This is a genomic window from Streptomyces monomycini, assembly GCF_022271435.1.
Taxonomy (GTDB): domain Bacteria; phylum Actinomycetota; class Actinomycetes; order Streptomycetales; family Streptomycetaceae; genus Streptomyces; species Streptomyces monomycini.
In genome coordinates this window covers 26,706-40,621 of the sequence record NZ_JAFIQY010000044.1, presented here as the reverse complement: position 1 = coordinate 40,621, position 13,916 = coordinate 26,706, and the positions used below count along the sequence as shown (strand labels likewise).

Below are 13,916 nucleotides of genomic sequence, written 5' to 3'. Positions count from 1 at the left end.
GGGCCGGGTGGGCCGGATGGCGCTCGCCCGTGCGACGCGGCCCCCGTGCGAGTGAACGAATGAGGCCGAGTTTCGAACGGAACCTTTCTTCACCGCCGCCCGACGCCCAGCCGGAATACGCTGATGGCGCGGTGCCCCGGACCCCGGTTCGCACGAAGAACAGTCAGTGCGGCATGTTTGATTTCAGGGGCGGGATCGCTATGGACCTTCACCACCGGATCGGTGTCAACAAAATCAACGTCGTACGGCCCGAAGGGGAATTGGACCTCATGACGGCCCCGCGCCTGCGCACCCTGCTGCGGCGCGGGCACAGTCGCGCCACCGGCCCGCCCCGGGTGATCGTCGACCTCGGGGCGGTGACCTTCATGGACTGCTCCGGGCTACGGGAACTGTGCGCCGCGCAGAGCTGGGCCGTCGAGCAGGGCGGCTGGCTGCGCGTCGTGCACGCCCACCGCGGCATCGCCATCCTGCTCAGGGCGACCCGGCTGACCGGCCGCTTCCCCCGCTACGCGAGCGTGCGGGACGCACGCTGCGACCAGATGGCGAACTGCTCGCCGTAGCCCGCGTGTCCGGCGCCCCCACCGGGGGCTCGGCCACAGAACCCGAGGTCCACGGTGCAGGCGGTCTCCCGCCGGAGGCTTGCCGGAGGCATAGTAGCCGTGCGGCTTCGATCCGAGAGACGATGGACACGGGCCACGACCGGTCGAAGGCGGAAGGGATGGTTTCCATGGCCCGTGAAGAACCCCTGACACAGGTGTGGGCGGACTTACCCGAGGGACTCGTCGGCGACGTCGACTGCGGGGAACTGCTGAGCCGTCTGTGCGCGCACTGCGCCGCCCTGTTCGGCACCGACGCGGCCGCCGTGCTCCTCGCCGACGCGCACCACCGGCTGCGGGTGGTCGCCGAGTCCGGCGACACCGCCCGGCTGCTCGGCCCGGACGGCCCGCAGGACGCCTGCGACCCGTACGACGACTGCTACCGCAGCGGCACCGCCGAGACGGACATCGCCCTGTCCGACCCGCGCACCGCCGCGCGCTGGCCGCACTTCACCGCCCTCGCGCGGGAACGGGGCCATGTGACGGCACACGCCCTGCCGATGCGCCTGCGCTCCCGGACCGTCGGCGTCCTGGCGCTCTTCTCCGGCACCGCCGCACCGCTCGGCGAGCAGGACGGCGCCTTCGTCCGCTCCCTGGCCGACCTGCTGGCCGTCACCGCCGTCCAGTGCAAGAGCCTGGAGCGCAGCCACGCCGAGCGGACCCAGCTGCAGCACGCGCTCAGCTCCCGTGTCGTCATCGAACAGGCCAAAGGCATGCTCGCCGAACGCTGGACGACGACCGTGGACGAGGCGTTCACGGTCTTCCGGGCCTATGCCCGGGCCCACCGCCGACGGCTGCCGGACCTGGCCCGCCAGGTCGTCGACGGCACGCTCGACAGCGGCCTCGTCATGGAGTACTTCCTCAACCGAAGGTGATTTCCTGGACCCTGTGGAGGACCGGATGGCAGAAGTCTTCTTACGGCGCCTGACCAGGTGGCAGGCCGAGGCACAACGCGAGGCCGTCGCCGACCTGTACGTCGAGGCGTACCGCGGCCCCTCGGGCGAGGAGTTCCGCGGACGGGGGGCCTTTCTGCAGCGGTTCGCGGAGCACATCCAGCGCCCCGGCTTCGAGATGGTGATCGCCAGCGACCCGGCGCTGGTCGGCTGTGCCTACGGTTTCCCCGCCGAGCGGGACGGCCGGTGGTGGCACGGCTTCAACGGACAGGTACCGCGTGAGCTGGAGGAACTGACCGCGTCGGGGCGGGTGTTCGTCGTCGCCGAGCTGATGGTGCTGCCCGCGCACCGGCGCGGCCACGTCGCCACCCGGCTCCAGGAGACCCTGCTGATCCGCAGCAACGCGACGGCGGTCGTCACCCTCGTCGAGACGGCGAACGGTGCGGCGCGCTCCGCGGTACGGGCGTGGGGGTGGCAGCCCACGGGCCGGCTGCGCCGGTCAGACGACGGAGAACCGGAACTGGAGGCGTGGAGCAGGGAGCTGGCGCACTGAGGCACGGCGCAACGGTACGAACACCGCCGGGCGCGCGGCGCGGAACGCGTACGCGCGCGGCAGGGCTCCGGGGAGCCCGCCGCGCGCGTAGACGTTGTCGGACCGCGGCGCTCGCGCGCCGTAGTTTCCGGGGGCCGTGGCGTTGTCACGCCTTACCGGACCTGCCGGGGGCGCGGACCGTCAGGGACGTATGCCCTGGAGGCCGTTGGCCCAGAGCTGGTCCACCTTGGCCCGCTCGGTCTGGTCCGGCTGGGAGTTCGTGCAGGACGGGCCGGGGCCGCCGCCGGACATCAGCTCGCTGCACGGACCCTCGTAGTGGTCCGGCAGGCCCAGCACGTGGCCGGTCTCGTGCGTGGTCACGCGGGTCGAGTCGTACTCCTGGTTCTGCTTGTAGTCCAGGAAGACGAAGCCCTTGCCGTGGCCGTCGGTGCTGGCGTAGGAGCCGCGCGCGTCGTCGCCCTCGCGGTACTGGAAGTCGCCGCCGCTGCCTTCCTGGAGCTTGACGTTCTGCACCGCGCCGTTCCAGATCTGGGCGCTCTTCGCTATCTGGCTCTTGAACGTGGGGGCCGCGCTCGCGTCGTAGGTGACGGTGACGGCCTTCAGGTTCGGGTGGGCCGCCTGCTTGGCCTTGACCGACTTCATGACGGCCTGGAAGAACGCCTTGGTGTCGGCCTGCTCGGCGGCCGAACCGGCGTACGCGGCGGCGGTGACCCGGTGGGTCTGGGGGGCGGCGGAGACGGTGGTCGCCGTCGCGGGGGCCGCGGCGGCCAGCGTGGCGGCGAGGCCCAGGCCCAGTGCTGCCGACAGAGCCGTCTTGGGAGATCTCATGTGGGGGGGACTCCTTATCGTCCGTGGGGCCGTACGGCCGCCGTGTGGGGCGGCGGCCGGGGCCCTGCGGATGAACTCTTGGTGCCGGAGAGTCTGTTCGAGATCACCCAGGGCGCGGAGATGCCATGTGGTGATAGCACCAGGTGATACCCCCAGGGGGAAGCCGGACCGAGCGTGCCCGAAGAGTCTGGTGTGACGTGCGCAAACGTCGTTATGCTCCGGTCGTGGAGCTCGAAGTGAGGCACCTTCGTGCGCTGTGCGCGATCGCCGACGCGGGCAGCGTACGCAAGGCCGCGCGGCAGCTGGGCATGACCCAGCCTTCCCTGACGACCCAGCTCCGCCGCATCGAGAACGCCCTGGGCGGCCAGTTGTTCTTCCGCGAGCGGACCGGCAGCCGGCCGACGCCGTTGGGGCACTCGGTGCTGAGCCGGGCCCGGCCGATAGTGGCCGACATGCGCGCACTGGTCGACGAGATCGCCTCCGCCTCCCTGCGGGCCGGCGGATCCCGGCTGTGCATCGGCAGCACCAGCAGCCGGGCGGTGGCGGGCTGGCTGCGACGGCTGCGGGCCAGGCTGCCGGACACGGACACCGCCATCCGTATCGACGTGTCCGCCAACGCGCTGTTGCAGATGGTGGCGATGGGCCAGCTCGACGTCGCCTTCGTGCACGAGGTGGAGGGAGCGCCGCTGCGCCGGCCCGACGGGCTCGTCGAGCGGGAACTGATCGCCCGGGAGCCGCAGTTCGTCGCCCTGTCGGCCGACCACCCGGCGGCCCGCCACCCGGTGGTCGAACTCGCCGAGCTGGCCGGTGACCAGTGGATGGTCGACCCGTCGGTGGACGGCGAGTGGACGGGGCTGCGCCGGGTCTTCGCGGCCGCGGGCCTGGACCCCCGGGTGGTGCACGGGGACTACCTCACGGCGGCCGACCTGGTCGCGGCCGGCGAGGTGGTCGCCCCCTGCCAGCCGACCTCCCGGCCCCGGCACGGCATGGTCGTCCGCCCGCTGCGCGGCGACCCGCTGGCCGTCCGGCTCTTCATGGCCCACCGTCCCGGCGCCGCCCCGGCCGTCCCCGCCGACGCCCTCTTCGCCGACCTGACCGCCTCCTACATGGAAGTGGCCTGGGAGAGCACCGCGTACCGCGAGTGGCTCGTACGGCACGACGGGCCGTTGCCGATCGGGACGTGAGGCGAAGGCCGGACCCGACCCGGTGCGTACGGCCGTCTCCTGGAGGACGACGGCGGGCGTGCCCGCCGGGCTGGGTCAGGCGGGACGGCCTGCCCGGAGCGCGCGCGACGCTACTCCGGGTCGAGCCCGCCCTCGACCACCTCGCGGGCCACGTCGGTCAGCAGCCGCCGGTGGGAACGGGCGTAGCCGCGCAGGACGGTGAAGGCGGCGTCGGGGGAGAGGTCGTGCCGCGCGGTGAGCGCTCCTTTGGCCTGTTCGATGACGACCCGGGTGGTCAGGGCGTGTTCCAACTGGGCGGCGAGGGTGCGGCTCGCCTCCACCTCGTGCTCGCGCAGCAGCGTCACGGCGGCGAAGTCGGCGAGCGACTGGCCCAGTGCCATCAGGTCACCGGTCAGCGCGGTCTGGCGGGTGGCGAGCAGGACCAGGGCGCCGACCGGGCCGGTATGACCCCGTATCGGCAGGGCGGCGGTGTGGGTGCAGCCCAGTGCGAGCGCGCGGGGCGCGTAGCGGGGCCAGCGCTGCCGGGCCACCGCTCCGCTCAGGGCCGTACCGCCGAGCGCCCGGCCGGTGCGGTGGCAGGCGGGGCCGGGGCCTTCGCCCCAGGCGACCGCGTCCGTTTCGAGGCGGCGTACGTCGGCGTCGGAGGCCGCCACCCAGGGGGCGGCACGGGCCCGGGGGGAGAAGGTCACGGCCGTCGCCCGGACCGCGAGGAGTTCCTTGCTGCGGTCGGTGAGCCGGTTCAGCAGCGAGGGGACGCCGGGCGCCCCCTGCCCTCCGCCGCCCGCCAGCTCCACGAAGACGGAGGCGAGGTGGAGCGGAGCTGGGGTCATGGGTTGGGGTCCCCTCGGTGGGTTCAGCTGCCCTGGGCGAGTTTCAGCGTGCCGCGTACGATTTGCTCGGCGATGGCGTCCGGGGGCTGCCCGTCGGCGAAAGCGCGCGCTTTGATCATGGCGAGCGCGTCCTGTACCCGGCAGCCGGCCTGGACGGAGAGTATTCCGGCGGCCTGCTGGATGCAGTCCCGGTGGTCGGCGTCCTCGTACAGCTCGGGGTCGGCGTCGGGGCCGAGGAGCACCGTACGGGTCAGTGCGTCGGCGATCACCGTGAGCGTGTCGGCGGCGGCCGTGCCGCCGCCCGGGTCGAAGACCGCGAGCGCGCCGATGCAGCTGCCTTCGGCCCGCAACGGAGCCGTGAGCACCTCGCGGATGCCCAGGGAGGCCAGCGCGGGTCCGTAGGCGGGCCAGCGGCTCTCGATGGCCCGGCCGGCCGCCGAGACCAGGCAGCCGCCCACCGAGGCGTCGTGCGCCGGACCTTCGCCGAGCACGAATTCCAGGTCCTGCGCGGCCCGGGCGGACGCGTCCGACGAGGCGACGGAGAGCTGGTCGTGGTCGGAGCCCATCAGGGTGAGCGCCGCGCTCGTCGTCCCGCACGCCTCCGCGACGCCGGTCATGAAGCGCGGGCGGCTGGTCTCGTCCCCGTGCCACGCGGACAAGCGGTCGGCGTAGGCGTCCTGGAGGCGCGCCGAGGACAGGTGGCACTCCGCCGACCGCCGGTAGGCGTCCGCCAGATGGAGGTGGAGGTCCCCGCCGGCCGAGGCGGCCAGGATCTCCTGCTGTTCGGCGCAGACCACGGCATGCTCAGCGCGCTGGCGTGCCCTGGCCGCACGGCGACGCGCCAGCTGTGCCTGGACGTCCCTGCGGTGGCCCCAAACCATGTTCTCAGCGTACGCCCATGGTGGCGCTCAGTCGCCGCTATCGCCGCGGTCCGCCTCCAGCAGCAGGACGACCCCGCCGTTGTGCCGGTCGAACGGGGAGCAGAGCACGTTGCAGGTGATGGGCCGTCCGATCCGGTTGACGGCCGAGACCCGCGAGGGCGACGTCCGCTTGCCGGACTCCAGGCACTTCTCCACGGCCGGGCGCAGCATCTCGGTGGGCAGCCCGAAGTCCAGCGAGAAGAACGGTTCGTCGATCACCTCGTCCGGGCGCAGGCCCCACATGTCCACCGCGCCGCGGTTCCAGCTCTTGACCTTCAGCTCCTTGTCGAGGACGACCACGCCCGCGGCGATGGAGGTGACGACCCCTTCGAGGAAGGCACGGGCCTCGTCCAGTTCCTCGGTGCGGGTGCGCATCTCCTCGTTCATCGTCTCCAGCTCTTCATTGCCCGACTGGAGTTCCTCGTTGGTGGTTTCCAGCTCCTCGTTGGTGGACTGGAGCTCTTCGTTGGTCGTCTCCAGCTCCTCGATGCTCGACTGGAGTTCCTCGTTGGTGGTCTCCAGTTCCTCGTTGGTGGACTGGAGCTCCTCGTACGCCGTCTCCAGGTCTTCGCGTACCCGCTTGTTCTCCGACTTCAGCTGGGTGGCGACGGTGACGTCGGAGAAGGTGATGTTGGTGGCGGCCAGCAGACCGTTGGAGCCCATCAGCGGCTGGATGAGGATGTCGAAGTACTGGATCTCCTCGCCGACCCGCCGCTCGGCGCCGTTGACCCGCAGGGTGCGGCGCTCGTGGGTGGCCTGCTCGATCAGTGAGCGCAGCTCGACGGGGCGGTAGGAGATCTCCAGATCCTGGAAGGGCCGGCCGATGTCGTTGGAGGTCAGACCGAACTGGGCCCGCGCCTGGCTGTTGATCAGTACGGCGGTGCCCTCGCCGTCGACCGCGATGGCCGGGGCGGGGTTGGCGTCCAGGATCAGGTCGCGCAGCTGCCGGCTGCGGGCCGCGGTGGTCAGCTTCTCGGGGCCCACCCCCACCCGGACCTTCGCCGGTGACGAGTGGTACGGCGGACCGGCGTCCCCGGGGCGCCGGCGGAAGGCTCGCTGACGCATGCTGAGCACTTCGAACCGCTCGGCGTCGTTCAGCAGCATCTCCGCCTTGCCGAGGAAGAGGAAGCCGCGCTCGCGCAGGGCGAAGTGGAACCGGTCGATGATCTGCCGCTGCGCCTCGACGTTGAAGTACATCAGGGCGTTGCGGCAGACCAGCAGGTCCAGCCGGGAGATCGGGGCGTCCCGGGTGATGTCGTGCCGCCCGAAGATGACCCGGCGCCGCAGGTCGGTGCGGAAGTTGAAACGGGTGCCGTTCTGCTCGAAGTAGGTGTCGCGCAGCTCCGGGGAGAGGGGTTCCAGCGCCTTCGCCGTGTACAGGCCGGAGCGGGCGTCGCGCAGCGCTTCCTCGTCCACGTCGGTGGCGTAGATCTTGACCCGGTTCAGCGTCTCCTCGACGCCGAGTGCCTCGGCGAACATGATGACGAGGGAGTAGGCCTCCTCGCCGCTGGAGCAGCCCGCGCTCCAGACCCGGATCTCCTCGTCGGCGGGGGTGTCCGCGAGCAGCTCGGGTACGACCTCGCGTTGCAGGAAGGTCCAGGCGTCCGGGTCGCGGAAGAAGGACGTCACATTGATCAGGATGGTGTTGAAGAGCGCGTTGAACTCGTCGGCGTTCGTCTCCAGGCGGTCGCGGTAGTCCGCGTAGGACTCGGTCTCGACGTCCGCCATCCGCTTGCGGATGCGCCGGCCCAGCGACGAGCGCTTGTAGCCGGTGAAGTCGAATCCGCGGGCGTCCCTCAGAAACCCGAGCAGCTGCTCCAGTTCCTCGTCCGTCTCGACATCCCGAGCTTGACCCATCACTGCCTCTTGGTCTCGACAAGACCGCGGATCACCGCGGCGATCTCTTCCAGGGGCAGCACGAAGTCGACCGATCCCGTACCCACCGCTGCCTCTGGCATTCCTTTGAACTCGGCCGTACGGGGATCTTCCGCGATCACCGTGCCGCCGCGTGACTTGATGGCGTCCACCCCCATGGCGCCGTCGCTGCCGGTCCCGGTCAGCACACAGCCGACCGCCTGCGCCCCGTAGGCCCCGGCGACCGACTCGAAGAGCAGGTCGGCGGAGGGACGCAGGAAGTGGACCAGTTCGCTCCCGGAGAGCGTCAGCGTACCCCCGGGGCCCACCAGGAGGTGCCGGTCGGGGGGTGCGATGTAGACCGTGCCGGGCCGGGCCCGCTCCTCGGCCTCGGCCAGCTTGACCCGCAGCGCGGTACGCCGGGTGAGCACCTCGGCGATGATGGTGCGGTGCCGTGGGTCGAGGTGCTGCACCACCAGGACCGGAACCGGCAGGTCCGGTCCCAGGCCGCCGAGGACTGCGGTCAGGGCCTTGATGCCGCCCGCGGACGACGCGAGGGCCACGACCTCGAAATGGTCCGCTGCGCTGCGGTCTGTCGTCACGTTCCGAGCCTATCGAAAGCCGGGCCGGGCGGCGGGTACGCGGACGTGCCAACGTGCGGAAACACGGAAACAGCCGCACCCGGCCCGCGCGGGCGCCTGTGGTGGGCGCCCCGCGGACCGGGTGCGGTGCTGGTGCGGACCACGGGGGCCGCGCATCCCGGTGCCGGGACGGGCGGCCGCCGTGGCGCGGGGCGGGTCAGCCCTGCTTGGTCTCCCAGAAGATCTTGTCGATCTGGGCGATGTAATCCAGGGCCTTCTGACCGGTCGCCGGGTCGTTGGAGCCCTTGGCGGCGCTCAGCGCCTTGAGGGTGTCGTTGACCAGCTGGTGCAGCTCCGGGTACTTCTCGAAGTGCGGCGGCTTGAAGTAGTCGCTCCACAGCACCGAGACGTGGTGCTTGGCCAGCTCCGCGCGCTGCTCCTTGATGAGGACGGCGCGGGTACGGAAGTCCGCGTCCTCGTTGGCCTGGTACTTCTCCTGGACGGCCTTGACCGACTCGGCCTCGATACGGGCCTGGGCCGGGTCGTACACGCCGCACGGCAGGTCGCAGTGGGCGCTGACCTTCACCTTGGGGGCGAACAGGCGGGAAAGCATGTTCAGTCCTTCCTCGTGATCGTCTTCTCAGGTGCGAGATTACTCGCCGCGGGAAGGCTTTTCTCGGGTGGCTCGGGGTCTTAGGGCAAAAGGCCGGTTCCGGGCCGGGTCTGATGGAGGATGGGACCGGTGACGGGCGTCCGGGCCGTGGTGGTCGCCGGGCTGGGACCGGGAGGTGTGACGGGGATGCCGGAGCGGGTGGAAGAGCGCGGGCCGGAGCAGGGGGAGGAGCACGGGCGGGAGCGCGGCGGACTGCTGCGGGCCTTCGGCCTGGCCGAGGTCTACAACCCGTCGATGGTGCCGACGCTGCGGCCCGGCGACCAGCTGGTGGTGCAGTACGGGGCGGTGGTGCGGGCGGGTGACGTGGTCGTCCTGCGGCACCCGTTCCGGCAGGACCTGCTGATCGTCAAACGGGCCGTCGAGCGGCGCGACGGCGGCTGGTGGGTCCAGGGGGACAATCCGTTCGTGGAGAACGACAGCCGCGAGTTCGGGGTGGTGCCCGACGAGCTGGTGATCGCGCGTGCCTGGGTGCGGGTGCGGCCGCCGCGCGGTGTTCAGCGCTCGCTGTCGGGCGCGCTGTCCTGGGTGGTCTCGGCGGTGCGCCCGGTACGGGCCGACCGCTCGCTGTCCAGGCGCTTGCGGGCCCGGTAGGCGGCGACGTTGGCGCGGGTCGCGCAGCGGTCCGAGCAGTAGCGCCGGGAGCGGTTGGTCGAGGTGTCGAGGTAGGCGTTGCGGCACGGGCGTGCCTGGCAGATGCCGAGCCGGTCGACGCCCAGCTCGGTGAGCTGGAAGGCCAGGCCCATGGAGGCGGTAGCGGTGTAGCCGGCGGTGGCGTTGGCCGCGTGGTCGGCGATGTGCAGGTGCCACTTGGGGCGGCCGTCCTCGTCGCGGAACTCGTGCCCGGAGACCTGCGGACTGACCGGGAACTCCATCATCAGCGCGTTGAGCAGGTCCACCGCCCGTACCTCGTCCCCCTCGTCCGCCGCCTCGAAGACGGCGCGCAGCCGGGCCCGTACACCGCGCAGGCGGGTCACGTCGCTCTCGTTCGCCCGGCGGGCCATCTGCTGGGCGGGCCCGAACAGCTCGCGGACGGCCTCGACCGAGGTCAGGGTGTCGCCGCCGCGCTCGGGCTGCTCGGTGTTGACCAGGCGAACGGCATAGTCCGAGTAATAGGCCAGTTCCACTTGTAGTCCTTACGGGCGCGGTCTAGTGTTCGTAAGAGGTGTTGTTGCTACGAGGGTATTACGGCCTGGAGGTAACGGTATGACCGAGACCGTCGTCGGTACTGACTGGCAGGGGTGGCAGGACAGTTGGGACCGCCAGCAGGAGTGGTACATGCCGGACCGCGAGGAGCGGTTCCGCGTGATGCTGGACATGGTCGAGGCCCTGGTGGGCACCGAGCCGCGGGTGCTGGACCTGGCCTGCGGCACGGGCAGTATCTCCGACCGGCTGCTCAAGCGTTTCCCCAAGGCGGTCAGCGTGGGGGTGGACCTCGACCCGGCCCTGCTGGCCATCGCCGGCGGACACTTCGCGGGTGACGACCGGGTGACGTTCGTCCGCGCGGACCTCAAGAACCCTCGGTGGACCGACGCCCTGCCCCACGACTCGTACGACGCCGTACTCACCGCCACGGCCCTTCACTGGATGCACACCGGGCCGCTGCGCGGGCTGTACGGGCAGCTCGGCGGGCTGGTCAGGGAAGGCGGCGTCTTCATGAACGCCGACCACATGCCCGAAGGGGACACTCCGCGCATCGACGCGGCCGAGCGCGCCTTCCGGCACGCGCGGCAGGAGGAGGCCAAGGCGGCGGGCGCCCTGGACTGGCGTGCCTGGTGGGACAAGGCGGCCGCCGACCCGGTGCTCGCCGGGCCGACCGCCGAGCGCTTCGAGATCTACGGCGAGCACGCCGACGGTGACACCCCTTCGGTGGCATGGCACTGCGAGGTGCTGCGCGAGTCCGGTTTCGGTGAGGCACGCGCGGTGTGGCGCTCGCCCTCGGACGCACTGGTCCTCGGGCTGAAGTAGCGCGCGTACGGTTCGTCCGGCGATCGGGCGGTACGTACCGGAGCGCCTGCCGCGCCCGTACGTACCGCCCGTCGCGTGGGGCGTACGGCCCTGCCCGCCGGGTCAGAGCACCTTCGACAGGAACGACTTGGTGCGCTCGTGCTGCGGCTTGCCCAGCACGTCGCGCGGGTGCCCGGACTCGACCACCACACCGTCGTCCATGAAGACCAGCGAGTCGCCGACCTCGCGCGCGAAGCCCATCTCGTGCGTCACGACGATCATCGTCATGCCGTCCGACGCGAGGTCCTTCATCACGTCCAGCACATCGCCGACCAGCTCCGGGTCGAGCGCCGAGGTCGGCTCGTCGAAGAGCATCAGCTTCGGCTCCATCGCCAGCGCGCGGGCGATCGCGACGCGCTGCTGCTGGCCGCCGGAGAGCTGCGAGGGGTAGTTGCCGGCCTTGTCGGCCAGGCCGACCCGGTCCAGCAGCTTGCCCGCGCGCTCCCGGGCGGTCGCCTTGGACTCGCCCTTGACCTGGACCGGCGCCTCCATGATGTTCTCCAGCGCCGTCATGTGCGGGAAGAGGTTGAAGCGCTGGAAGACCATGCCGATGTCACGGCGGCGCGCGGCCACCTCGCGGTCGCGCAGCTCGTACAGCTTGCCGTTGGCCTCCCGGTAGCCGACCAGCTCGCCGTCGACCGACAGCCGCCCGGCGTTGATCTTCTCCAGGTGGTTGATGCAGCGCAGGAACGTCGACTTGCCGGAGCCGGACGGGCCGATCAGGCAGAACACCTCACGGGGCGCGACCTCCAGGTCGATGCCCTTGAGGATGTGGGCCGTGCCGAAGGACTTGTGGACGCCCTCGGCCTTGACCATGGGGGTGGACTTGCTGGTCATGCGGCACCTCCGGCCGACGAACGGTTGGCACCGCCGGACAGCCTGGCCCGCAGCCGCTGGACCGGCGTGGGCGGCAGCTGGCGGCTGGCGCCGCGGGCGTAGTAGCGCTCCAGGTAGTACTGGCCGACGCTGAGCACCGAGGTGGCGATCAGGTACCAGACCGCGGCCAGGACGAGCATCTCCACCACGGGACCGGCGTCGCGGCCCACGTTCTGCGCCGACTGCAGCAGGTCGTAGTACTGCACCGCGATGACCAGCGAGGAGGTCTTGAGCATGTTGATGACCTCGTTGCCGGTCGGCGGCACGATCACCCGCATCGCCTGCGGCACGATGATCCGGCGCAGCGTCCTGCCGTGGCTCATGCCCAGCGCGTGCGCCGCCTCGGTCTGTCCCTCGTCGACGGCGAGCAGGCCGCCGCGGCAGATCTCCGCCATGTACGCGGCCTCGTTGAGCCCGAGGCCCAGCAGCGCGCACAGGAACGGGGTCATGAAGTCCGACCACTCGTCCTTGTAGATCGGCATGATGTCGATGTACTGGAAGACCAGGCCCAGGTTGAACCAGAGGAACAGCTGGACGTAGACCGGCGTACCGCGGAAGAACCAGACGTAGAACCACGCGACCGTCGAGGTCACCGGGTTCTTCGACTGCCGCATCACGGCCAGGACCACGCCGAGGACGATGCCGATGACCATCGACAGCACCGTGATGATCAGGGTGTTGCGCAGACCCCGCAGGATGTCCGCGTTGAACATGTACTCGGGTATCGCGCCCCAGTTGACCTTGCCGGCGGCGAAGGCCCGCACGAGCAGGGCGAGCAGCACGAGGACGACCAGCGCCGCGACCCAGCGCCCGTAGTGCCGGACGGGAATGGCCTTGATCGGCTCGGGAGCGGGCGGCGGGGCGTCCGCCGGCGGCTGGGCCGGCTTGTCGACGTCAACTGACACGGGTGTTGCCTTTCAGCGTTCGGCGGGAGGGACGGGCCGTGCGCGGCCGGGCGGGCACGCGGGCGGGCGGGGCTCGGGCAGGCGCTCAGCTGCCGCCGTTGAGCTTCACTTCCTTGACCGCGGCGTCCGTGACGTTCCACTTCTTGAGCACCTGCGCGTAGCTGCCCTTCTTGACGATGGCCTCCATGGCCGCCTTCAGGGCGTCGCGCAGCTTCGGGCTGTCCTTGGGCACCGCGATGCCGTACGGGGCGGCCTTGACCGGCGCGCCGCCGACCAGCTGGAAGTCGTTGCCGCCGCCGGAGGTCTTGACCGCGTACGCCGCGACCGGGTAGTCGCTGGAGACCGCGTCCACGCCGCCGGTGCGCAACCGCGTCTGCGCCTCGGTGTCGTTGTCGAACGCCTCGATGGAGATCGCGTCCGTACCGGACTCCTCGCACTTCTTGGACTGGTCCTTGGCCAGGTCGTGCGAGACGGTGCCGCGCTGCACCGCGATCTTCTTGCCGCACAGCGCTTCCCAGCCGTCGATCCCCTGGGTCTTGCCCTTCTGCGTGTAGATCGAGACGCCGACGTCGAGGTAGTCGATGAAGTCGACGCCGTCGCTGACCTTCTTGCCGGTGGTGCTGTCCACGCCCTGCTGGCGGGCCTTGGTGTCGGTCATCGCCGACATGGCGATGTCGTACCGCTTGGACTTCATGCCGCCCATGAGGGTGTCGAAGGTGGCGTTGTTGAAGTTGAGCTTGACCCCCAACTCCTCGCCCAGCGCGGCGGCGAGGTCCGGGTCGATGCCGGTGACCTTGCCGTCGGTACGGAACTCCACCGGCTTGTAGGTGATGTCCGAACCGACCTGGATCATTGCCTTGTCCTGGATCTCCTTGGGCAGGAGCTTGTACAGCGGGGCGTCGGGGTTGCGGTTCTTGGCCGCCTCGCGCTTGGCGATCGCCGCGTCGGTCTGGTCGCCGCAGGCGCTGAGCAGCAGCAGCGAGGCCGCGACCGCGGTCGCGGCGGCCACGGCTGAACGAGACCTGCCGGGGGCCGGGCGACGGGTGGGGCGTGCGGTCATGCTGATCCTCCTGCGGATGAGGGAGATGCCGACTGAGCAGGGGCCGGGCACACACCTTCGGGCGTCGCGACCTCGTTCGGTGACGGAATCTTGCCATCCGGACACCGCTATCCGGACTGCCGTCCAGGTCAAAATCGGATAACGGAGGGGGACGAAGCC

16 protein-coding genes are annotated in these 13,916 nt (G+C 70.9%); 6 read left to right on the top strand and 10 right to left on the bottom strand.

Annotation, left to right across the window (positions count from 1 at the left end):
* Positions 1–200 precede the first annotated feature (200 nt).
* The 3 genes from JXZ78_RS33605 to JXZ78_RS33595 all read left to right on the top strand — a co-directional run bounded on the left by JXZ78_RS33605 (position 201) and on the right by JXZ78_RS33595 (position 2,042).
* Positions 201–560 carry an STAS domain-containing protein gene (locus tag JXZ78_RS33605; protein ID WP_030017237.1) on the top strand — a complete coding sequence of 120 codons (360 nt, stop codon included), beginning with the start codon at positions 201–203 and terminating at the stop codon, positions 558–560.
* Between the two features lie 167 nt (positions 561–727).
* Positions 728–1,471: a GAF and ANTAR domain-containing protein gene (locus JXZ78_RS33600; protein WP_030017236.1), complete on the top strand. Its 744-nt coding sequence runs from the start codon at positions 728–730 to the stop codon at positions 1,469–1,471.
* A 25-nt stretch (positions 1,472–1,496) separates the two neighbouring features.
* On the top strand, positions 1,497–2,042 hold the full coding sequence (locus tag JXZ78_RS33595; RefSeq protein WP_238783546.1) for a GNAT family N-acetyltransferase: 546 nt from the start codon (positions 1,497–1,499) through the stop codon (positions 2,040–2,042).
* Positions 2,043–2,222: 180 nt separating this feature from the next.
* Here the strand turns inward: JXZ78_RS33595 and snpA are convergent, their stop codons facing one another.
* Positions 2,223–2,870, bottom strand: a complete 648-nt coding sequence (gene snpA / locus JXZ78_RS33590; RefSeq protein ID WP_030017234.1) for a snapalysin — start codon at positions 2,868–2,870, stop codon at positions 2,223–2,225.
* A 224-nt stretch (positions 2,871–3,094) separates the two neighbouring features.
* On the opposite strand from snpA, the gene JXZ78_RS33585 reads away from it, so the two are divergent.
* Positions 3,095–4,054, top strand: a complete 960-nt coding sequence (locus JXZ78_RS33585) for a LysR family transcriptional regulator (protein ID WP_238783545.1) — start codon at positions 3,095–3,097, stop codon at positions 4,052–4,054.
* 110 nt (positions 4,055–4,164) lie between these two features.
* Here the strand turns inward: JXZ78_RS33585 and JXZ78_RS33580 are convergent, their stop codons facing one another.
* The 5 genes from JXZ78_RS33580 to sodN all read right to left on the bottom strand — a co-directional run bounded on the left by JXZ78_RS33580 (position 4,165) and on the right by sodN (position 8,852).
* Positions 4,165–4,884, bottom strand: coding sequence for an ANTAR domain-containing protein (locus JXZ78_RS33580; RefSeq protein WP_030017232.1), 720 nt, complete (start codon positions 4,882–4,884; stop codon positions 4,165–4,167).
* Between the two features lie 23 nt (positions 4,885–4,907).
* Positions 4,908–5,765, bottom strand: a complete 858-nt coding sequence (locus JXZ78_RS33575; RefSeq protein ID WP_030017230.1) for an ANTAR domain-containing protein — start codon at positions 5,763–5,765, stop codon at positions 4,908–4,910.
* Positions 5,766–5,792: 27 nt separating this feature from the next.
* Complete coding sequence (locus JXZ78_RS33570; protein WP_238783544.1) at positions 5,793–7,661, bottom strand: CheR family methyltransferase; 1,869 nt, start codon at positions 7,659–7,661, stop codon at positions 5,793–5,795.
* Positions 7,661–8,260 carry a chemotaxis protein CheB gene (locus JXZ78_RS33565; RefSeq protein ID WP_030017227.1) on the bottom strand — a complete coding sequence of 200 codons (600 nt, stop codon included), beginning with the start codon at positions 8,258–8,260 and terminating at the stop codon, positions 7,661–7,663. Before JXZ78_RS33565 ends, JXZ78_RS33570 begins: the two co-directional genes overlap by 1 nt.
* Positions 8,261–8,456: 196 nt before the next feature.
* Complete coding sequence (sodN, locus tag JXZ78_RS33560; protein WP_030017226.1) at positions 8,457–8,852, bottom strand: superoxide dismutase, Ni; 396 nt, start codon at positions 8,850–8,852, stop codon at positions 8,457–8,459.
* Positions 8,853–9,038: 186 nt separating this feature from the next.
* Between sodN and sodX the strand changes: the two genes are divergently transcribed.
* Positions 9,039–9,503, top strand: a complete 465-nt coding sequence (gene sodX, locus JXZ78_RS33555) for a nickel-type superoxide dismutase maturation protease (protein WP_033036972.1) — start codon at positions 9,039–9,041, stop codon at positions 9,501–9,503.
* On the opposite strand, the gene JXZ78_RS33550 is transcribed toward sodX, so the two are convergent.
* Positions 9,407–10,036 carry a CGNR zinc finger domain-containing protein gene (locus tag JXZ78_RS33550; protein WP_030017224.1) on the bottom strand — a complete coding sequence of 210 codons (630 nt, stop codon included), beginning with the start codon at positions 10,034–10,036 and terminating at the stop codon, positions 9,407–9,409. The two genes, sodX and JXZ78_RS33550, sit on opposite strands and share 97 nt — an antisense overlap.
* Positions 10,037–10,115: 79 nt before the next feature.
* Between JXZ78_RS33550 and JXZ78_RS33545 the strand changes: the two genes are divergently transcribed.
* Positions 10,116–10,877 carry a class I SAM-dependent methyltransferase gene (locus JXZ78_RS33545; protein WP_030017223.1) on the top strand — a complete coding sequence of 254 codons (762 nt, stop codon included), beginning with the start codon at positions 10,116–10,118 and terminating at the stop codon, positions 10,875–10,877.
* Between the two features lie 102 nt (positions 10,878–10,979).
* On the opposite strand, the gene JXZ78_RS33540 is transcribed toward JXZ78_RS33545, so the two are convergent.
* From JXZ78_RS33540 to JXZ78_RS33530, 3 genes are all read right to left on the bottom strand, one after another.
* Positions 10,980–11,732, bottom strand: a complete 753-nt coding sequence (locus tag JXZ78_RS33540) for an amino acid ABC transporter ATP-binding protein (protein WP_078623906.1) — start codon at positions 11,730–11,732, stop codon at positions 10,980–10,982.
* 17 nt (positions 11,733–11,749) lie between these two features.
* Positions 11,750–12,697 (bottom strand): amino acid ABC transporter permease, encoded by a 948-nt coding sequence (locus tag JXZ78_RS33535; RefSeq protein ID WP_030017220.1) that lies wholly within the window; start codon positions 12,695–12,697, stop codon positions 11,750–11,752.
* Between the two features lie 85 nt (positions 12,698–12,782).
* Positions 12,783–13,757, bottom strand: a complete 975-nt coding sequence (locus tag JXZ78_RS33530; protein WP_030017219.1) for an ABC transporter substrate-binding protein — start codon at positions 13,755–13,757, stop codon at positions 12,783–12,785.
* Positions 13,758–13,916 lie beyond the last annotated feature (159 nt).